The 19,059-nt window shown below is 72.8% G+C and carries 20 protein-coding genes; 12 read left to right on the top strand and 8 right to left on the bottom strand.

The annotated features are described in order from the left end of the window. Positions 1–112: 112 nt before the first annotated feature. A complete protein-coding gene (locus IF43_RS0102380) occupies positions 113–772 on the bottom strand; it encodes a response regulator transcription factor (RefSeq protein ID WP_030193196.1) in 660 nt (219 codons plus the stop codon). A 323-nt stretch (positions 773–1,095) separates the two neighbouring features. On the opposite strand from IF43_RS0102380, the gene pdhA reads away from it, so the two are divergent. From pdhA to IF43_RS0102360, 4 genes are all read left to right on the top strand, one after another. Next, the gene (gene pdhA / locus IF43_RS0102375; RefSeq protein WP_030193194.1) at positions 1,096–2,262 is read left to right on the top strand and encodes a pyruvate dehydrogenase (acetyl-transferring) E1 component subunit alpha; all 1,167 of its coding nucleotides are present in this window, start codon (positions 1,096–1,098) and stop codon (positions 2,260–2,262) included. Positions 2,263–2,264: 2 nt separating this feature from the next. After that, positions 2,265–3,245 (top strand): alpha-ketoacid dehydrogenase subunit beta, encoded by a 981-nt coding sequence (locus IF43_RS0102370; protein WP_030193192.1) that lies wholly within the window; start codon positions 2,265–2,267, stop codon positions 3,243–3,245. 19 nt (positions 3,246–3,264) lie between these two features. Beyond that, complete coding sequence (locus IF43_RS0102365; RefSeq protein WP_030193190.1) at positions 3,265–4,728, top strand: dihydrolipoamide acetyltransferase family protein; 1,464 nt, start codon at positions 3,265–3,267, stop codon at positions 4,726–4,728. Positions 4,729–4,826: 98 nt separating this feature from the next. Further along, the gene (locus IF43_RS0102360) at positions 4,827–5,777 is read left to right on the top strand and encodes a GNAT family N-acetyltransferase (RefSeq protein ID WP_030193189.1); all 951 of its coding nucleotides are present in this window, start codon (positions 4,827–4,829) and stop codon (positions 5,775–5,777) included. A 124-nt stretch (positions 5,778–5,901) separates the two neighbouring features. Here the strand turns inward: IF43_RS0102360 and IF43_RS0102355 are convergent, their stop codons facing one another. After that, complete coding sequence (locus IF43_RS0102355; RefSeq protein ID WP_030193188.1) at positions 5,902–6,090, bottom strand: hypothetical protein; 189 nt, start codon at positions 6,088–6,090, stop codon at positions 5,902–5,904. Positions 6,091–6,389: 299 nt separating this feature from the next. Between IF43_RS0102355 and IF43_RS0102350 the strand changes: the two genes are divergently transcribed. Beyond that, on the top strand, positions 6,390–7,013 hold the full coding sequence (locus tag IF43_RS0102350) for an RraA family protein (RefSeq protein ID WP_030193187.1): 624 nt from the start codon (positions 6,390–6,392) through the stop codon (positions 7,011–7,013). Between the two features lie 23 nt (positions 7,014–7,036). Here IF43_RS0102350 and IF43_RS0102345 read toward each other — a convergent pair whose 3' ends face one another. After that, positions 7,037–7,444 carry an ATP-binding protein gene (locus IF43_RS0102345; RefSeq protein WP_030193186.1) on the bottom strand — a complete coding sequence of 136 codons (408 nt, stop codon included), beginning with the start codon at positions 7,442–7,444 and terminating at the stop codon, positions 7,037–7,039. A 225-nt stretch (positions 7,445–7,669) separates the two neighbouring features. Here IF43_RS0102345 and IF43_RS0102340 point away from each other — a divergent pair, with 225 nt between their 5' ends. Continuing rightward, positions 7,670–8,545 (top strand): helix-turn-helix transcriptional regulator, encoded by an 876-nt coding sequence (locus tag IF43_RS0102340; RefSeq protein WP_037887261.1) that lies wholly within the window; start codon positions 7,670–7,672, stop codon positions 8,543–8,545. A gap of 2 nt (positions 8,546–8,547) precedes the next feature. Beyond that, positions 8,548–8,739, top strand: a complete 192-nt coding sequence (locus IF43_RS38850; RefSeq protein WP_078909855.1) for a DUF397 domain-containing protein — start codon at positions 8,548–8,550, stop codon at positions 8,737–8,739. Here IF43_RS38850 and IF43_RS0102335 read toward each other — a convergent pair. The 3 genes from IF43_RS0102335 to IF43_RS0102325 form a co-directional block, all read right to left on the bottom strand. Then, positions 8,705–9,136 (bottom strand): GNAT family N-acetyltransferase, encoded by a 432-nt coding sequence (locus tag IF43_RS0102335; RefSeq protein WP_030193183.1) that lies wholly within the window; start codon positions 9,134–9,136, stop codon positions 8,705–8,707. The two genes, IF43_RS38850 and IF43_RS0102335, sit on opposite strands and share 35 nt — an antisense overlap. Before the next feature lie 127 nt (positions 9,137–9,263). Then, positions 9,264–10,232, bottom strand: coding sequence for a D-alanyl-D-alanine carboxypeptidase family protein (locus IF43_RS0102330; protein ID WP_030193181.1), 969 nt, complete (start codon positions 10,230–10,232; stop codon positions 9,264–9,266). Positions 10,233–10,403: 171 nt separating this feature from the next. After that, positions 10,404–11,633 carry a DUF418 domain-containing protein gene (locus tag IF43_RS0102325; RefSeq protein WP_030193179.1) on the bottom strand — a complete coding sequence of 410 codons (1,230 nt, stop codon included), beginning with the start codon at positions 11,631–11,633 and terminating at the stop codon, positions 10,404–10,406. Between the two features lie 143 nt (positions 11,634–11,776). Between IF43_RS0102325 and IF43_RS0102320 the strand changes: the two genes are divergently transcribed. Together IF43_RS0102320 and IF43_RS0102315 are read left to right on the top strand one after the other, a co-directional pair. Next, the gene (locus tag IF43_RS0102320) at positions 11,777–12,445 is read left to right on the top strand and encodes a GntR family transcriptional regulator (protein ID WP_030193177.1); all 669 of its coding nucleotides are present in this window, start codon (positions 11,777–11,779) and stop codon (positions 12,443–12,445) included. Then, positions 12,442–13,785, top strand: coding sequence for a nitrate/nitrite transporter (locus tag IF43_RS0102315; RefSeq protein ID WP_051794558.1), 1,344 nt, complete (start codon positions 12,442–12,444; stop codon positions 13,783–13,785). Before IF43_RS0102320 ends, IF43_RS0102315 begins: the two co-directional genes overlap by 4 nt. Here the strand turns inward: IF43_RS0102315 and IF43_RS0102310 are convergent. After that, positions 13,775–14,599, bottom strand: coding sequence for a maleylpyruvate isomerase family mycothiol-dependent enzyme (locus IF43_RS0102310; protein WP_030193173.1), 825 nt, complete (start codon positions 14,597–14,599; stop codon positions 13,775–13,777). The genes IF43_RS0102315 and IF43_RS0102310 overlap by 11 nt on opposite strands. A gap of 173 nt (positions 14,600–14,772) precedes the next feature. On the opposite strand from IF43_RS0102310, the gene IF43_RS0102305 reads away from it, so the two are divergent. The 3 genes from IF43_RS0102305 (at position 14,773) to IF43_RS0102295 (ending at position 18,538) form a co-directional block, all read left to right on the top strand. Then, positions 14,773–15,576, top strand: coding sequence for a carbon-nitrogen family hydrolase (locus IF43_RS0102305; RefSeq protein WP_030193171.1), 804 nt, complete (start codon positions 14,773–14,775; stop codon positions 15,574–15,576). Positions 15,577–15,620: 44 nt separating this feature from the next. Further along, positions 15,621–16,961 (top strand): low temperature requirement protein A, encoded by a 1,341-nt coding sequence (locus IF43_RS0102300; RefSeq protein WP_158939132.1) that lies wholly within the window; start codon positions 15,621–15,623, stop codon positions 16,959–16,961. Between the two features lie 131 nt (positions 16,962–17,092). Further along, positions 17,093–18,538 carry a cytochrome P450 gene (locus IF43_RS0102295; RefSeq protein WP_030193167.1) on the top strand — a complete coding sequence of 482 codons (1,446 nt, stop codon included), beginning with the start codon at positions 17,093–17,095 and terminating at the stop codon, positions 18,536–18,538. A gap of 18 nt (positions 18,539–18,556) precedes the next feature. On the opposite strand, the gene IF43_RS0102290 is transcribed toward IF43_RS0102295, so the two are convergent. Continuing rightward, a complete protein-coding gene (locus tag IF43_RS0102290) occupies positions 18,557–19,057 on the bottom strand; it encodes an LURP-one-related/scramblase family protein (protein WP_030193166.1) in 501 nt (166 codons plus the stop codon). Between the last annotated feature and the right edge of the window lie 2 nt (positions 19,058–19,059).

The raw sequence follows: 19,059 nt of genomic DNA, 5'->3' as shown, positions 1-19,059 counted from the left end.
GGGGCGAACTGTGGCCGGATACCGCGGCGAGAGCGGCTCGAACGCGTCGGAAAAAAGAGGTTCCCGCCCCCTCGGGGGGCGGGAACCGGGGTCCGCTGTCGGCCGGGCGGGGTCAGCGCCTCTCCGCCTGGAGCCGCGCCACGTACGCGGCCGCCTGCGAGCGCCGCTCCATGCCGAGCTTGGACAGCAGGCTGCTGACGTAGTTCTTGATGGTCTTCTCGGCCAGGTGCAGCCGCTCGCCGATCACCCGGTTGGTCAGACCCTCGCCGATCAGGTCGAGGATCCTGCGCTCCTGATCCGTCAGGTTCGCGAGCCGGTCGTCACCCCTGCCGTTCCTGCCGTCCCGCAGTCGCTCCAGCACGCGTGCGGTGGCCACCGGGTCCAGCAGCGACTTGCCCGCCGCCACGTCCCGTACCGCGGTGAGCAGCTCGTTCCCGCGGATCGCCTTCAGGACGTACCCGGAGGCGCCGGCCATGATCGCGTCGAAGAGGGCCTCGTCGTCCGCGAACGAGGTCAGCATCAGGCACTTGACGTCCTCGTCCCGGGAGCGCACCTCGCGGCAGACCTCGACCCCGCTGCCGTCCGGCAGGCGCACGTCCAGCACGGCCACGTCCGGGCGCGTGGCCGGAATCCGCACCAGTGCGTCGGCCGCCGTTCCGGCCTCCCCGACCACCTCGATGTCGGCCTCGCTGGACAGCAGCTCGTGGACGCCCCGACGCACCACTTCGTGGTCGTCAAGGAGGAATACCGTGATTTTTCCGTCTTCCCGCACGGATTCAGTTTCACACACTCGCCTCTTCCCTGCGGGGGGTGATCCGGATAACGTGCCGTTGTTCCGGCCTCCTGCAAGGCTGTGACCAGTGGTTGTTCCCCCAACCTCGGATTTACTTGGAAATCCAAGCAAAATCCCAGGTCAACTGGGGTTTCGCGGTTATGCGGCGCACTGGGTAACGTGCATTGCGCAGGGCACTAGCCGGGGCACCTGTCACGCCTGTTTCCCGCCGAGTCGCACCCACCCCGTGCGAGTACGGCGGCGCGGGCGAGCCGCACTGGTCCCCGGACGACCCCGGGTGCCGGACCGACGGAGGAGCACACGTGACCGTGGAGAGCACTGCCGCGCGCAAGCCGCGACGCAGCAGCGGCACCAAGCGAGCGACCGGCAAGACCGCCGCCGCCGCGCAGGCTGCCGAGCCCCAGCTCGTACAGCTGCTGACGCCCGAGGGCGACCGGGTCGAGGACCCCGAGTTCGCCCCCTATGTCGCCGACATTTCCGCCGACGACCTGCGCGGGCTGTACCGCGACATGGTCCTGACCCGCCGTTTCGACGCCGAAGCCACCGCCCTGCAGCGCCAGGGCGAGCTCGGCCTGTGGGCCTCGCTGCTCGGCCAGGAGGCCGCGCAGATCGGCTCCGGCCGCGCGCTGCGCGACGACGACTACGTCTTCCCGACCTACCGGGAGCACGGCGTCGCCTGGTGCCGCGGGGTCGACCCGACCAACCTGCTGGGCATGTTCCGCGGCGTGAACCACGGCGGCTGGGACCCCAACAGCAACAACTTCCACCTGTACACGATCGTCATCGGCTCGCAGACGCTGCACGCCACCGGCTACGCCATGGGCATCGCCAAGGACGGCGCCGACTCGGCCGTGATCGCGTACTTCGGCGACGGCGCCTCCAGCCAGGGCGACGTCAACGAGGCCTTCACCTTCTCGGCGGTCTACAACGCCCCCGTGGTGTTCTTCTGCCAGAACAACCAGTGGGCGATCTCCGAGCCCACCGAGCGCCAGACCCGCGTCCCGCTCTACCAGCGCGCCGCCGGCTTCGGCTTCCCGGGCATCCGGGTGGACGGCAACGACGTCCTGGCCTGCCTCGCCGTGACCCGCTGGGCCCTGGAGCGGGCCCGCCGCGGCGAGGGCCCGACCCTGGTCGAGGCCTTCACGTACCGCATGGGCGCCCACACGACCTCCGACGACCCGACGCGCTACCGCCGCGACGAGGAGCGCGAGGCCTGGGAGGCCAAGGACCCGATCGCCCGCGTGAAGGCCTACCTGCTGGCCTCCGGCGGCGCCGACGAGGAGTTCTTCGACTCGCTGGAGTCCGAGAGCGAGGCCCTGGGCAAGCGCGTGCGCGAGGTCGTGCGCGCCATGCCCGACCCCGACGGCATGTCGATGTTCGAGAACGTCTACGCGGACGGCCACGCGCTCGTGGACGAGGAGCGGGCCGAGTTCGCCGCCTACCTCGCGTCCTTCGAGGAGGGTCACTGATCATGGCTGTTGAGAAGATGTCGATCGCGAAGGCGCTCAACGAGTCGCTGCGCAAGGCCCTCGACACCGACCCCAAGGTCCTCGTCATGGGCGAGGACGTCGGCAAGCTCGGTGGTGTCTTCCGCATCACCGACGGCCTCCAGAAGGACTTCGGCGAGGACCGGGTCATCGACACCCCGCTGGCCGAGTCCGGCATCGTCGGCACCGCCATCGGCCTGGCCCTGCGCGGCTACCGGCCCGTCGTGGAGATCCAGTTCGACGGGTTCGTCTTCCCGGCGTACGACCAGATCGTCACGCAGCTCGCGAAGATGCACGCCCGTGCCCTCGGCAAGGTCAAGATGCCGGTCGTCGTGCGCATCCCGTACGGCGGCGGCATCGGCGCGGTCGAGCACCACTCCGAGTCCCCCGAGGCGCTGTTCGCGCACGTGGCGGGCCTGAAGGTGGTCTCGCCCTCGAACGCCTCCGACGCGTACTGGATGCTCCAGCAGGCCATCCAGAGCGACGACCCGGTGATCTTCTTCGAGCCCAAGCGCCGCTACTGGGACAAGGGCGACGTCGACGTCGACGCCATCCCCGGCGAGCTCCACAAGGCGCGGGTCGCCCGCGAGGGCGCCGACCTCACGCTGGCCGCGTACGGCCCGATGGTGAAGGTCTGCCTGGAGGCGGCCGCGGCCGCCGCCGAGGAGGGCAAGTCGGTCGAGGTCGTGGACCTGCGCTCGATGTCCCCCGTCGACTTCGACACCGTCCAGGCCTCGGTCGAGAAGACCCGCCGCCTGGTCGTCGTCCACGAGGCCCCGGTGTTCCTGGGCGTCGGCTCCGAGATCGCCGCCCGCATCACCGAGCGGTGCTTCTACCACCTGGAGGCGCCGGTGCTGCGCGTGGGCGGGTTCCACGCCCCGTACCCGCCGGCCCGGGTCGAAGAGGAGTACCTGCCCGGCCTGGACCGCGTGCTCGACGCCGTCGACCGCTCGCTGGCGTACTGAGGGAGAGGTCGTGACGACGATGACGACGACACTGCGCGAGTTCAAGATGCCCGACGTGGGCGAGGGACTCACCGAGGCCGAGATCCTGAAGTGGTACGTCCAGCCGGGTGACACCGTCACCGACGGCCAGGTCGTGTGCGAGGTCGAGACGGCGAAGGCGGCCGTCGAGCTGCCGATCCCGTTCGACGGCGTGGTGGCCGAGCTGCGCTTCCCGGAGGGCACCACGGTCGACGTCGGCCAGGTGATCATCACGGTCGACACCGGGGAGGGCGGCGCCGCGGCGGCCGCTCCGGCCCCGGTGGCGGAGGCCGCCCCGGCGGCCCCGGCCGAGGAGGCCCAGCCCGCCGCCCGGCAGCCGGTCCTGGTCGGCTACGGCGTGGCCCAGACCTCGACCAAGCGCCGGCCGCGCAAGGCGGTCCCCGGCGCCGCTCCGGCGGCCGCCGCTGCGGCCCCGGTCGCCCCGGCGCCCGCGGCTCCGGCCGCCCCGGCCCCGGCCCCGGCGTCCGCGAACGGGCTGAACGGCGGCCACGGCGGTGCCGCGGGCGCCCGTCCGCTCGCCAAGCCCCCCGTGCGCAAGCTCGCCAAGGACCTCGGCGTCGACCTGGCCACGGTCACCCCGACCGGCCCGGACGGCATCATCACCCGCGAGGACGTGCACGCGGCCGTGGCCGCCCCGGCCGCTCCCGCCGCCCCGGCCGCCGCCCCGGCGCCGGTCGCCGCGCCCGTACCGGCCGCGGAGGCCGTGCCGGCCGCCGCTCCGGCCTGGACCGGCGCGGACGCCGTCCGCGAGACCCGCATCCCCGTCAAGGGCGTGCGCAAGGTCACGGCGCAGGCCATGGTGAACTCCGCGTTCACCGCCCCGCACGTCACCGAGTTCATCACCTTCGACGTGACGCGCACGATGAAGCTGGTCACCGAGCTCAAGGCCGACCCGGACCTGGCCGGCCTGCGCATCAACCCGCTGCTGCTCATCGCCAAGGCGGTCCTGGTCGCGCTCAAGCGCAACCCGGAGATCAACTCCGCCTGGGACGAGGCCAACCAGGAGATCGTGCGCAAGCACTACGTCAACCTGGGCATCGCCGCGGCCACCCCGCGCGGTCTGATCGTGCCGAACATCAAGGACGCGCACGCCATGACCCTCGCGGAGCTCTCGAACGGCCTGTCCGACCTGGTGGCCACCGCCCGCGAGGGCAAGACCTCCCCGGCGGACATGCAGGACGGCACCATCACCATCACCAACGTCGGCGTCTTCGGCGTCGACACCGGCACGCCGATCCTCAACCCGGGCGAGTCCGCGATCCTCGCGGTCGGTGCGATCAAGCTCCAGCCGTGGGTCCACAAGGGCAAGGTCAAGCCGCGCCAGGTCACCACGCTGGCGCTGTCCTTCGACCACCGCCTGATCGACGGCGAGCAGGGCTCCCGGTTCCTCGCGGACGTCGCGGCGGTGCTGGAGCAGCCCAAGCGCCTGATGACCTGGTCGTAGTCGCTCCGGCGGCGCGGTCAACCCGGCCGTATGGAAGGGCCCTTACCACTTGGTAGGGGCCCTTCGTCGTGTCCGGGACCGCGTGTGATGATCGCGGGATGCGCTACCACCCCATAGCCGCCGACCAGACCGACCGGGCCGCCGAATACCACGCGGCCGGACCGGTCCCCGCCGTCTCCGCCGCCGAGTACCGCGCCGAGCTGCAGGCCCGGCAGTACCGTCCCGAGTGGACCTGGTTCGCCGAGGACGAGGACGGCGAGTTCCTGGCCCGTGCGGTGTGGTGGGGGCGGGCGGACAGCGCCTACCCGGTGGCGCTGGACTGCCTGCACGTACGGGACGGGGCGGGCGAACCGGCCGCCCTCGCGGCCGAGCTGCTGGCCGCCGGGCACGCGGCGTTCGCCGAGGCCGGTGCCGAGCGCCCGCCGCTCTACAACATCCTGGCCCTGCCCGGGGACTGGCACGAGCGTCCGGACGTCGTCGCGGCCGTGGAGTGGCGGGTCGAGGCGGCCCGCAAGGCCGGCCTGACCGAGGAGAACGAGCGGCTGCGCCTGGAGTGGACGGCCGGCTCACCGGTGCCGGAGGCGACCGGCCGGCTGGTGTTCACGGAGGCGGACGACGAGGCGTTCCTGGAGGTCTTCCGCCGGATCGCGGTCGGCAGCCTCGACGTCAACACCCGCCGCGAGCTGGCGGCCATGGACGCGGAGCGGCAGGCCCGCGAGGACATGGCGTTCTACCTCGACGCCCCGGGAGAGCGCTCCTGGTGGCGGCTGGCCCACCTGCCCGACGGCACCCTGGCCGGTATGGCCATCCCCTCCGCGACGCCGTACCACCGCAACGTGGGCTACCTGGGCGTCGTACCGGAGCAGCGCGGCCGGGGCCTGATCGACGAGGTCCTCGGCGAGATCACCCGCGTGCACGCCGCCGCCGGGGCGGAACGCATCACCGCGACCACCGACACCGTCAACGTCCCGATGGCCGCCGCCTTCACGCGTGCCGGCTACCGCGTGACGGAGCGCCGCGTCATCCTCGAGGCGCCCCGCCCGGCCTGAGGGCGCGGCCCCGGTGGCGGGGCTGCGGCGGGGCTGGCGGGGACGGCGGATCTGCGGTGCCGCCGTCCCCGGGTGCGACCCGACGGGTCGCGGGTCCTGCCGGTACGGGTACCGGTGCCGGTCCCTAGAGCAGGCCGGTGGGCAGGAGGTTGTTCAGGATGTTGGTCGCGGTGATCAGGTCCGTCGCGGTGATGATCGGGTTGACCGCGAGACCGGTGACCGGGCCGGTGATCGAGTCGGCCGCGCTGGCCGCCGAGGCGGCGGCGACGACGAGCCCGAGGGCTCCGAGGACGGCGGTGGTGATACGGCGCATGGAAGCCTCCGTGTGGGGGGTGGGGGGACGGTGGGGAGAGGGCCCGAGAGTGCCCTGTGCTGTGGCGTGAAACGCGCGTCCTGGCCGGATGGTGGCGGATCCGGGACGGCATTCCATCGGACGGCCCTGTCCCGGGCCCCCGTTCGGGCTCGTCACGCCAGGTCGTACGTCCGAGGGCCGCAAAACTGTCCACAGGCTGTGGACAGCGCCCTCGCCCCGGTGGAGGAACGGCCGGACCGCCCGCGTAGGGTGCCGGGCGAGGGCAGCGGCAGACCACACGTAGAGAGAGGTCCGGGCACGTGAGCGACACCAGCGGTTTCCAGGAGATCCCCACGACCACCCTCGCCGACGTCCTCGGCCGCGCCCAGGTCATGGACATCGGCATCCGCCCGCTGTGGCAGGGCGGGCGGCGGCTCGCGGGTCCGGCCTTCACCGCGAAGTGCCCGCCCGGTGACAACCTCATGCTGCACGCCGCGATCTACCGCGCCCGGCCCGGCGACGTGATCGTCGCCGAGTCCGGAGACCTCGAGTACGCGCTCGCCGGCGGCAACGTCTGCGCCGTCGCCCAGCGCCGCGGCGTCGCCGGCTTCGTCGTCGACGGCCTCATCCGCGACGTGGGCGAGGTGCGGGAGCTCGGCTTCCCCGTGTACGGCCGCGGCGTCGTCCCGTTCCCCGGCACGAAGACCGCCGCGGCCCCGCTCGGCGGGCCCGTGGTGTGCGCGGGCGTGACCGTCCACGCCGGTGACGTCGTGGTGGCCGACGAGGAGGGCGTGGTGGTCGTCCCGGCCGCGCGCGCGGACGAGGTCCTGGCGGCCGCCCGCGCGAAGCTGGCCAAGGAGGCCGCGCAGTCCCTGGACGACTGGGAGGCCGCCCATCGGGCGCGCATCGAGCAGGCCCTCGCCGACCAGGGCTGGCAGGACTGATCCGGCGCCGCCCGCTCGTCCGGCTACGGACCGGACTGCCGTTCGCTGAGCGGTAGTTCGGCCCATGTCGTCTTGCCTACCGAACGCGGCGTGACCGCCCAGCGGCTGCTGAGCGCCTCCACGATGTGCAGACCGCGCCCGAACTGGTCGTCGGGTCCGGCGTGGCGCGGGATCGGGTGCCGTTCGCCCCGGGGGTCCGACACCGCGATCCGCAGCGCACTCCGGCTGAGGCTGACCTCCACCCGGACGAGCCGGTCCGTCACGCTCCCGTGCAGGATGGCGTTCGTGGCGAGCTCGCTGGTCACGAGCGCCGCGTCCGCCGAGACCTCGGGGTACCCCCACGCCACCGCCAACCACGCCGTCCGCCGTCTGGCCGCGGTCACGGAGTCCTGCCGCGGGGCGTAGTTCCTCACGTCATGCCGGTTCGTCATCTTCCGACCTCCTCAGGGGGAGTCCTGCCCGCCGAGTGCGGTGGCTTGCCCTGGCGTTTTCGCGCACACGGGTGCACTTCCGTCGGCGGACTGCGACGGGTGGGTGATTGACCCGTCACTGACGGTATGGGCGCGCTCGCTGGAGGTGCAAGTAATCTCGGGGAAATTTATCCTCACGAGCTATGCCAGACTGGCCGCCGCACAGGGAGGTGGGGTCAAGTGGCCATGAACCAGGCGCTGATGGGGAACCGCGTGTCGACGGTGCTGGCCCGCCGGCTCGGTGGGGAGCTGCTGCGGCTACGGGATGCGGCGGGCCTGAACCAGCACCACGCCGCGCAGGCGCTCAGCTCGGGTGCGGCGAAGATCGCCAAGATGGAGCGCGGCTGGGTGCCGTTCCGGGACCCGGACGTCAGGGCGCTCTGCGCGCTGTACGGCGAGACGGACGAGGTCGCCATCGACCGGTTGCTAGCGCTTGCCCGGCTGGACCGGGAGCGCCGGAAGGCGAAGGGCTGGTGGCAGCACTCGCCGGGCGCGGGTGGTCTGGCCGAGTACATCGCCATGGAAGACGCGGCCCAGCGGGTACGGAACTGGCAGGTGTCGCTCATCCCCGGGCTCCTGCAGACGGCGGAGTACGCCCGTGCCCTCGCGGTGAGCGATGACTTCTGGCAGGACCCCGACGATATCGAGCGGGTCGTCGCGGTCCGGATGAAGCGGCAGGAAAGACTTGGCGGTGCGGCGCCGCTCCAGGTCCACGCCGTCGTGTCGGAGGGCGCGTTGCGGCAGGAGATCGGTGGCCCCGCGGTGATGCGCGCCCAATTGGCACACCTTGCGCAGATGGCCGAGCTTTCGAACGTGCACGTTCAGGTGCTGCCGTTCAGGGCGGGTGGACACCCCTGCATCGTGGGCTCCTTCAACATCGTCTCGTTTGCCGAGGCCGGCGCGGTCGACGTCGTTCACGTGGATGGCGTCACGGCTACTGTGTGGGTGGAGAGCGCGGAGGAAAGTGCCGTCTACAGCAGGTTCTTCGACCGTACTGCGCGACTCAGCATGGCTCCGCGCGACTCCCTGGGCCTGATCCACAGCATCGCCAAGGGGATGTAGCCGTGAGCCAGTTCGTCTTCGTGAAGTCCAGCTACAGCTCGTCCGGCGGGGAATGCGTCGAAGTCGCCCGGAACATACCCGGCGTCGTGGCGCTCCGGGACAGCAAGGCGACGGGCGGACCCGTGGTGCGGGTCGGCCCGTCGGCCTGGGCGGCGTTCGTCAGTTCAGTTCCTTGCCGAAGTGGAAGGCGTTGACCACCAGGCGCTCGCGGAAGTAGAAGCGGTGGGCGTCGGTGCGCTGGGTGCCGGAGTCGAGGTCCAGCAGCGTGCAGCCGGCGTCCCGGGCCTTCGTCTCCAGGTGCTCCAGCACCGCGTGGCCGACGCCGCCGGAGCGGGCCGTCGACGCCGTGACGAGGTCGTCGACGTACAGGCGGCGGACGTCGCAGGTGTTGGCGATGATCCGCCAGCCGGCCGCGCCCACGCACCGCCCGTCGGCGTCGTACGCGGCGGTGAAGCGCAGGCCCTGCGGGTGGCCCTCGGCGTAGATGTCGCGGAGGAGCCGCTCGGTGAGGTGGGGGCGCAGTTCGACCAGCACGGGCAGCAGGTCGTCGATGAGGCGGGGGTCGCCCGGCTCCAGGTCGATGATCTTCATGGCCTCACCGTACGACGACGGCGTCCCGGCCCGCTCCCGCAAAAAACGCCGGTGCCGGCACCCCGAGGGGAGCCGGCACCGGTCGGGCGACGTCCGGGAGCGTCGGTGACGCCCCCGGACGTCAGGGTCAGTCGAGGACGTCCGGGATCGGGTCCGTGTTGGCGCGCTGCGTGGCGGCCGCGGCGCCGGAGCCGTACGTCCAGTTGAGGAGGTTGATCGCGTCCGGGTAGCGGGACGTGCTCGTGTCGCCCAGCAGGACGCCGATCACGGTCTTCCCGTTGCGCGTGACCTCGAAGACCAGGCAGTGGCCGGCCGGCGTGTTCGTGCCGGTCTTGATGCCGATGGCGCCCGGGTAGCCGTAGCCGCCGTCGCTCGTGGCGCGCACGAGGAGGTTGGAGTTCTTCCAGCTGTAGTAGCGGTAGCGGCCGTTGGGGGCGATGGCGGTGGCCGTGCCCGCGCCGTTCACGATGTCGCGGAAGGTCGCGCTCTTGATGCCGTACTGGGCGAGCTTGGCCATCTCGCGGGGCGTGGAGTACGTGCCCGTCGTGCCCGTCCTGATCGGCGAGTTGCCGTCGAACGAGTCGAAGTGGGTGTTCTTCAGACCGTACGTGGCCGCCTTGGCGTTCATCTGCCTGATGAAGTCGGCGAAGCGGGCCGCCTGGGTCGAGCCCTTGCCGAAGTTGTCGGCGAGGGCGGCCGCGGCGTCGCAGCCGGACGGCGTGAGCAGCGCGTTCAGGAGGCCGCGGACGGTGAAGCGGTCGCCGGGGATCAGGTAGGCCTGGCTGCCGCCGACGCTGTTCGCGTAGTCCGTGTACGCCTGCTTGTACGTGATGCGCTTGTCCAGGTCCAGGCCCGGAGTCGTGAGGACGACGCGCGCCGTCATGATCTTGGCGGTGCTGGCGAGCGGCCGGCGGGTGTCGGCGTACTTGCCGTACAGCGTCGCGCCGGTGGTGGTGTTCATCATGAACGCGCCCTTGGCCGACGTCGCCGGCGCGGTGGCGGCCTGGGCGGACGTGGCGAGCGGGGCCGCGAGCAGCGCGCCGGCGGCGGCCGTGGCGGCGGCGAGGCGGCGCACGCGGGAGATGCTGGATATCAAGAGTGTGTCCCCGAGTTCGCGAATCTTCAGGAATGTGTGGATCGTGCACGTGCTTGGTGCTGTTGAGGGCCCACGCGGTGGGGGCCCTACAAGGCCAAGACATGCAAGACGATCATATGGATGCGGAGGTTCCCGGTTTCTTGACCAACCTGCAACCTGACTCCGGTAAACCTAGGACGATTTGGGGCGGATAAGCCTCTTCTGTACGGATTCCAGCGGACCGTACGGGAAGCGCCGCAGCCACAGCGTCGCGCCGCCGACGAGCACCGTGCAGACCGCGGCCCACAACCCCATCACCCACCACGGGCCGCGGCCCGCGAACCGCTCGGCCAGGCCCAGCCCGATGCCGTAGCAGGCCAGCACGCAGAGCAGGTTCTGCAGGACGTACGCCGACAGCGCCGTCCGCCCCACCGCGGCCAGCCCGGACCGCAGCGGCCGCGGCAGCCACCCGCGGTCGAGGACGACGCCGACGAGGCCGAGGTACCCGAGGGCGACGAGCGGGGCCGTGACGTACCGGCCCAGGAAGTAGAAGTCGGAGCCGCCGAGGGTGCACAGGGCGTTCAGCGGCAGGCCGAGGCCCAGGCCCCAGGTGAGCAGCCGGGTGCGCAGGCGGCGGCCGCGGGCGTCGGGGGCGAAGGCGCCGGCGCGGTGGAGGCGGACGCCGAGCAGGAAGAGCAGGACCAGCAGGCCGAAGGAGAAGACCGGCTCCATGCGCAGGGCGAGGGCGTTGTGGAGGCGGAAGGAGACCTGCTCGAGGAAGCCGCCGTGGGCGTACAGGTCCACGGCCCGGGCGCTGACCGCGTCCCCGTCGCCGTCGCCGTCGCCCGGCGCGCTCGCCATGGCGACGGTGATCAGCGCCATCAGGGCCAGGTGCAGGCCGCCCGCGAGCCACATGACCCGGGTCCGGGCGCGGGCGGAGCGGGTCAGCAGCCGGGCGACCAGCAGGGCGGTGACGGCGTACCCCATGAGCACGTCCCACGCGAAGACGAGGACGAAGTGCACGGTGCCCTCGGCGAGCAGGAACAGGGCGCGCGGGCGGTAGCCGGCGGGCCAGCGCCGGCCGCGGCGGGCGGCGGAGTCGTACTGGATGGCCAGGCCGACGCCGAAGAGGACGGTGAGGAGGGACAGGAACTTGCCGTCCGCGAGGAACCGGAACACGGTCTCGGCGATCACGGCGGGGGAGGGGTCGGCGAGCGGGTCGGGCGTCTGCACGCCCTGCAGCACCGACCACTCCGAGCCGGGGGCGGTGAAGATCCAGACGTTGGTCATGAGGGTGCCGAGGACGGCGGCCCCGCGCAGGACGTCGAGGAGCGGGATGCGGTCGCCGCCGGGCGCGGCCGGGGCGGCGGGGCCGGCCTGGGCGGGGGTCTCGGACCGGCCGGACGTCTGGGATGTGGACATGCCTCCAGCGTCCCGGCGGGCGAAGGGCCTTTCCTCGTACGGGCGGAGGAGAAACCGGCTACATCCTTCGATGCAGCGGGGGCTCCCGTCCGGATCGTGGAACGGGGATCCCGACGCATCCCTGTTGTATCTATGCTGTGCACATGCCAGCGCCGACGAACGCCCCGACCAAGCAGCCGCCCGCCGCCGACCGCGTGTACCAGCACGTCAAGCAGGGGGTACTGGACCGCCTGTACGAGGGAGGGACGCTCCTCACCGAGGGCGAACTGGCCGAGGCCGTGGGCGTGTCCCGGACCCCCGTGCGCGAGGCGCTGCTCCGCCTGGAGACGGAGGGGCTGCTCCGGCTCTACCCGAAGAAGGGCGCCCTGGTCCTGCCCGTCTCCGCGCAGGAGATCGCGGACGTGGTGGAGACCCGGCTGCTGGTCGAGGAGTTCACCGTGCGGCGGGCGGTGCCGGCCCCGCCCGCGCTGCTCGACCGGCTGGAGGAGCTGCTCGAGGCCCAGCGGCGGCACGCCGCGGCCGGGGACCTGGCGGCCTTCGCCGTCGAGGACCGCTGCTTCCACGCCGAGATCGTGCGCAGCGCCGGCAACCAGATCCTCGGCCGCCTCTACGACCAGCTGCGCGACCGCCAGCTGCGCATGGGCGTCGCGCTCATGCACGGCCACCCGGACCGGCTCGCGCAGAGCCTGGCCGAGCACGCCGGGATCCTGGCGGCCCTGCGGGCCGGGGACGCACCCGCGGCCGCCGCGGCGGTACGCGCCCACATCGGGCGGGTGGAGCTGCTGGTCCGCGGCGCGAGCGAGGTCCGGTGAGCACCGAGCAGGCCGCGCCCGCGCCCACACCCCTCCAACCCCCCGGCGGGGCGGCGGCCGTGGCCGTCTGGTCGATCGGCGTCGCCGTCTACTTCGTCGCGGTCATCTTCCGCACCAGCCTCGGGGTCGCCGGCCTCGACGCCGCCGACCGGTTCCACGTCAGCGCCTCCGCCCTTTCGACGTTCTCGCTCCTCCAGCTGATGGTCTACGCCGGCATGCAGATACCCGTCGGCCTGATGGTGGACCGCCTCGGCACGAAGCGGGTGCTCACGATCGGCGCCACCCTCTTCACCGCGGGCCAGCTCAGCTTCGCGCTGGCGCCCTCGTACGGCATGGCGCTGGCCGCCCGCGCCCTGCTCGGCTGCGGCGACGCGATGACCTTCATCAGCGTGCTGCGCCTGGGCACCCGGTGGTTCCCGGCCCGGCGCGGCCCCCTCATGGCCCAGCTGGCCGGTCTCGTCGGCATGGCCGGCAACCTCGTCTCCACCCTCGTCCTCGCGCCCGTCCTGCACGGGGTCGGCTGGGTGCCGGCCTTCGCGGGCAGCGCCGCGGCCGGGCTGCTGGTGCTGGTGCCGCTGGTGCTGTTCCTGCGGGACCAGCCCGAGGGCCACGGGCCGACGGCGGCGCGGCAGCGGCCGGGCGGCCCGGGCTTCGTGCGGAACCAGATCGCCGCCTCGTGGCGGGAGCCGGGCACCCGGCTGGGGCTGTGGGTGCACTTCACCACGCAGTTCCCCGCCATGGTCTTCCTGCTCCTGTGGGGCATGCCGTTCCTGATCGAGGCACAGGGCCTCGACCGGACCACCGCCGGCGGCCTGCTGACCCTGGTCGTGGCCGCCAACATGGTGCTGGGCCTGGTGTACGGGCAGCTGGTCGGGCGGCGCCAGAGCGCCCGCGTGCCGCTGGCGCTCGGCACGGTCGCGGTCACCGCCCTGCTGTGGGGCGCCACGATCGCGTACCCGGGCGACCGGGCGCCGATGTGGCTGCTGGTGACGCTGTGCACGGTGCTGGGCGCGTGCGGACCCGCCTCGATGATCGGCTTCGACTTCGCGCGGCCCGCGAACCCGCCGGAGCGTCAGGGCACCGCCTCCGGCATCACCAACATGGGCGGTTTCATCGCGTCGATGACCACGCTGCTGGCGGTGGGCGTGCTGCTGGACGCGACCGGCGACGACTACCGGATCGCGTTCTGCTCGGTGTTCGTGCTGGAGGCCGTGGGCGTGGCGCAGATCCTCCGGCTGCGCGGCCGGGCCCTGCGGCGCGAGCGGGAACGGGAGCGGGAGCGCGGGAGCGGGAGCGAGCGCGAGCCGGCGCAGGGCCCCGCGGCCGCGGTCAGGGCGTGACCGCGAACTCCCGCAGGATCGCGTCGGCCAGCTCCTGGTCCCCGTCGATCTTGACGCGGTCCGCCACGGCTTGCGGCCGGACCCGCCCGGCGGCCAGCCGCACGTACGTCTCCCAGTCCATGGCCAGCGTCACGGCCGGGCCCAGCGACACCGAGCCGTCGATCGTGCCCCGGCCCTCGGCGTCGACCCGTACCGTCCGCAGGAACTCCAGCGGGCCGTGCACGTCCAGGACGACGGCCGTGTGCGCCGGCGCGCCCGCCTTCTTCGCGACCACCTTCGGCAGCCCGTGCAGCAGGAGGTCGCGCGCGATGTGGGCGCCGGGGGCGTCGAGGTTGCCCGGCACGCCCAGCGCGGTGCGCAGGTCCTGCTCGTGCACCCACACGTCGAAGGCGCGCAGCCGCATGAACAGCTCCAGGGTCACCTGCTCGCCGAACGGGCCGCGCACGAGCGTGGCCGGATCCCGCTTCTCGTTGCGCAGCTGCCGCTGCCGGCGGATGACCGTGTACTCCAGCTCGGCGAGCATCTCGGGCGAGGTGTGGTGGCGGCGCACGTCCACCTGCACCTCCATGTACCGGCTCGGTTCGTCCACGACGTGGCGCAGGTCGCGCGGCAGCGTGTGGATCGGGCGCGGATCACCGAGCGCCTCGCACTCCAGGCCTATGACGTGCGAGACCACGTCCCGGACCGACCAGCCCGGGCACGGGGTCGCCCGGTTCCACTCGCTCTCCGCCAGCGGCTGCACGAGCTCGGATATCGCCTCGATGGTGTGGGTCCACGCGTCGATGGAGGGCTGCAGGCTGGGATGGACGGTCACGGGACCCCTCGTGCTGTTCAGTGGCGCGGTCTGGACGGAACGGAGTGGGAGGCAGTGGGAGGCTTTCTGCCAAAGTTACGCTGCCGGGGAGCGCCCCGGCAGTGCTTTCGTGTGACGATCGTAGGCCCGAGTTGACGACATGTGAGCCAGGCCCCTGGCGGAACGGTGGTAGTGTGCGCGCCTCACTGATCCAAATGGCCGTGAACGAGGGCGAGTCGGCCGATTCCCGGCGTTCGCGCGCGGGTGCCCTCGTACGCGAGCAGAGCGGGTCCGACCTGGTCGTGCTGCCCGAACTGTGGCCGGTCGGCGCCTTCGACTACCAGCGCTTCGAGGCCGAGGCGGAGCCCGTCGACGGCCCCACGTGCGCGCAACTGTCCAAGGCCGCCCGGGACGCCGGGGTCTGGCTGCACGGCGGCTCGATCGTCGAGCGGGCCCCGGACGGCCGGATGTACAACACCACCCTCGTCCTGGACCCCGCGGGCGAGCTCGTCGCGACCTACCGGAAGATCCACCGCTTCGGCTTCGACGAGGGCGAGGCCGTGATGATGGGCGCCGGCACCGAGCTGGTCACCGTCCCCGTGCCGGACCTCACCCTCGGCGTCACCACCTGCTACGACCTGCGCTTCCCGGAGCTGTACCGCGGACTGGTCGACGCGGGGGCGACCGCGCTGGTCGTCTCGGCCGGCTGGCCCGCCCGGCGCCGGGCGCACTGGCGGCTGCTCGCGCAGGCCCGGGCCGTCGAGAACCAGGCGTACGTCCTCGCGCTCGCCTGCGCGGGCGAGCACGCCGGCGTCGAACTGGCCGGGCACAGCATGGTCGTGGACCCGTGGGGCGAGGTCCTCGCCGAGGCCGGCCCGGACGAGGAGGTCCTCGTGGTCGACCTCGACCCGGCGAAGGTCGCCGACACCCGCGAGCAGTTCCCGGCCCTGAAGGACCGAGTGCTGGGACTGGGGGTGCCGGGACGGCCCCGGGCATGATTCCCTGGCGCTCGACTTTCGGCCACCGCTCAGGGGGAGAGCACGTGTTGGGCAGTTCGGGCACCGACAGAACCACCGCCGAGGAGGAGCGCCGGGTCACCACCCTGGAGCTCTTCTTCGACCTCGTCTTCGTCTTCACCGTCACCCAGCTGACGGTCCTCTTCGCCCACGACTTCGCGCTCCCGAGCCTGGCGCGCGTGGTCCTGGTCTTCACCGTCCTGTTCTGGATGTACGGCGGCTACGCCCACCTGACCAACCAGGTGCCGCCCGACCGCACCCGCCGGCGGCTCCTGCTCATGCTCGCCATGTGCGGCTTCCTGATGTGCGCCCTGTCCGTGCCGACCGCCTTCGGCGCCGGCGGCGTGCCCTTCGGGATCGGCTACCTGCTCGTCACGGCCGTCCACGGCCTCATGTACGCCGAGGTCCACGGACGCAGCGTGATCTGGTTCGCGACCCCGAACCTCCTGTGCGCCCTGAGCGTGCTGGCCGCCGGCTTCTTCGACGGGGCCCCGGCGTGGGGGCTGTGGGTGCTGGCGCTGGCCTTCCAGTTCAGCACGCAGCTGATCGTGCGGTTCGCCACGACGCCCCCCGAGGTCGCGGAGGACACCGTCAGCGGGCAGCTGGGCGGGATGAGCGCCGCGCACCTCGTGGAGCGCCACGGGCTCCTGCTGCTCATCGTGTTCGGCGAGTCGGTGATCGCGATCGGCATCGGGGTGGAGGGCCAGCCGCTGACCGCGGGCCTGTTCGGGGGCGCGTTCCTGGCTCTTGCGATCGGCTCCGCGCTGTGGTGGACGTACTTCGTGCGGGACGAGGGGCGGGCCGAGGAGTACCTGGCGTCGGTCGACGGCCCGACCCGCTTCAAGCTGTCGATGCTGGCCTACTACTACTTCTTCCTGCCGGTGCTGATCGGGGTCGCGATCTTCGCGGCCGGTGTGAAGAAGGCCATCGGGCACTTGGGCGAGTCGCTGGCCACCGGCCCGGCGCTGGCCCTCGCGGGCGGGGTGGGGCTGTACCTCGCGGGCGACCTGGCCTTCCGCCGGGTGCTCCGGATCGGGCCGCTGCGGTTCCGGGCGGCGGCGCTGGCCGGGGTGCTGGCGACGGCCGCGGCCGGGCCGCGGGTGAACGGGGCCGTGGAACTGGCCGCGCTGCTCGCGGTGCTGGTGACGGCGCTGGCGGCGGAGTCGCGGTGGGGCACGGGGGCCGCCGCGGTGCCGGCTGCTGCGGCTGGGCCGGCCGCTCCTGAGGGTCCCTCCGAGGCTTCTTCCGCGGCTTCTTCCGGGGTTTCTTCCCGGGTTTCTTCCGGGGTTTCCTCCGCTCCTTCCGTGGCCCCTCCTGCCGCGCCCGTCGGGCCGGATCCCGCTCCCGCCGTCGAAACTGGCCGGTAACCGCCCCTCCCGCGGCGCGATCGCCCGAAACCGGCTGGTTGGCACGTACCGGCCGGGGAGAGGATCGCCCTGGGCGGCCGGCGTCCGCGCACGGGGCTGCGGACGGGCCGCGAGGCGCGGAGGGCGGCGACATGGCGAATCGGACGGTGGGCACGGGCGGCCGGGAGGTCCCGGGCCCGGCGGGACTCCCCCTGCTGGGCTCGATGTTCGACCTGAGGAACGACTCGCTCGGCACCTTCCTGGCCGCCCGGCGCGCCCACGGGGACGTGGTCCGCGTCTGGGGCGGCCCGCCCGGGATGCGGGTCGAGGTCTACGGCGTCTTCTCGGCGGCCGGAGCCCAGCAGGTGCTGGCGACCGGGTCGGCCGACTTCCGCAAGGACAACGTCTTCTACGAGGAGGTGCGGGAGTCCTTCGGCAACGGCCTGCTGACCGCGCAGGACGACGACTACCTGCGCCAGCGCCGGCTGGTGCAGCCGCTGTTCACCCGCCGCCGCGTCGACGGCTACGCGGCGGCGGTGGCCGCCGAGACCGAGCGGATGCTGGCGGGGTGGGCGCAGGCGCCCGACGGCACCGGCCGGGTCGACCTCGTCGCCGAGATGACCCGCTTCACCCTGCGCACGGTCGCGCGGATCCTCTTCGGCACGGACGTGGAGGCCGCCATCGCGGTCGTGGAGCGGTGCTTCCCCGTGATCGGGGACTACGTCCTGCGGCGCGGCTACGCGCCCCTCAGCCTCCCGCGGCACTGGCCGACCCCGGACAACCGGCGCGCGGCGTCCGCGACGGCCGAGCTGTACGCGGTCTGCGACCGCATCATCGCCGCCCGCCGGGCGGCCGGCGCGACGGCACCCGAGGACGGGACCGCCCTCAAGGCCGAGACCGCCCCTGGGACCGTCCCGGAGGCCCAGGGCGACGACCTGCTCACCCTCCTCGCGGCGGCCGGGAACGCCGAGGACGGCAGCTTCGACGCCGCCGAACTCCGCGACCAGGTGCTGATCTTCCTCCTGGCCGGCCACGAGACCACCGCGACCTCGCTCGCCTTCGCCCTGCACCTGCTGGCCAAGCACCCCGAGCAGCAGGCCCGGGCCCGCGAGGAGGTGCGGCGCGTGCTGGGCGACCGTACGCCCGGGGCGGCCGACGCCGACGCCCTCCCGTACCTGACGCAGGTGCTCAAGGAGGCCATGCGGCTCTACCCGGCCGCGCCCGTGATCGGGCGCCGGGCCGTGGCGGACGCGGAGATCGACGGGCAGCTCGTCCCGGCCGGCGCGGACGTCATCGTCGCCCCCTGGGTCACCCACCGGCACCCCCGCTACTGGCCCGACCCCGAGCGCTTCGACCCCGACCGCTTCACGCCCGAGGCGGAGAAGGCCCGGGAGCGGTACGCCTGGTTCCCGTTCGGCGGCGGGCCGCGGGCGTGCATCGGGCAGCACTTCTCGATGCTGGAGTCCGTGGTCGCCCTGGCGATGGTGCTGCGCGCCTACGAGCTGGAGGCCGTCACCCAGGAGGTCCCGGTCGGCGCCGGGATCACCCTCCGCCCCCTGGGCCCGGCCCACTGCCGCCTGCGCCCCGTCAAGCCGTAGGGGCGGGGCCCTCCGGTCTCAGTCGTCGCCCCCCTCGCGCTCCTTCTCCGCCATCCGGATCACGCACACCGCGACCGCGATGAGGAGCGCGGGGTCGGCGTCCTCGCGGACCACGTCCACGGCGTACGTCTCCCGCACCCGGAACCACTGGCGGGAGACCAGCGCCAGCAACTCGCCGTCGTAGTCGATCCGGAACTCGCGGTCGAGCAGCCGCCCGTGCACGTCGAGCTCCGTGCCCTCCACCAGCGTCACGCGGTAGTGGTTGCGCAGCAGCGAGAGCCGCTTCCTGCGGATGGTCGCGAGCGGGTCCAGGTCCCGCTCCAGCGTCATGGTGTCGCGCAGGCTGAACAGCTTCTCCCGCAGCGTGATCAGGACCCGCCCCTGCGGGTCCTGGAGCTCCAGCGTGTCCCGCAGCCGCAGTGCCTTCCCGTCCACGAGGAACGCGTGCCGCCCGTGCTCATCCTCGATCCAGTAGTCGTCCCCGACCGCGAACACCTTGTCCCGCACCAGGTACTTCACGC

The sequence above is a fragment of the Streptomyces sp. NRRL S-87 genome, from assembly GCF_000719335.1.
GTDB lineage: Bacteria > Actinomycetota > Actinomycetes > Streptomycetales > Streptomycetaceae > Streptomyces.
This window is presented reverse-complemented; position numbering and strand designations above follow the sequence as displayed.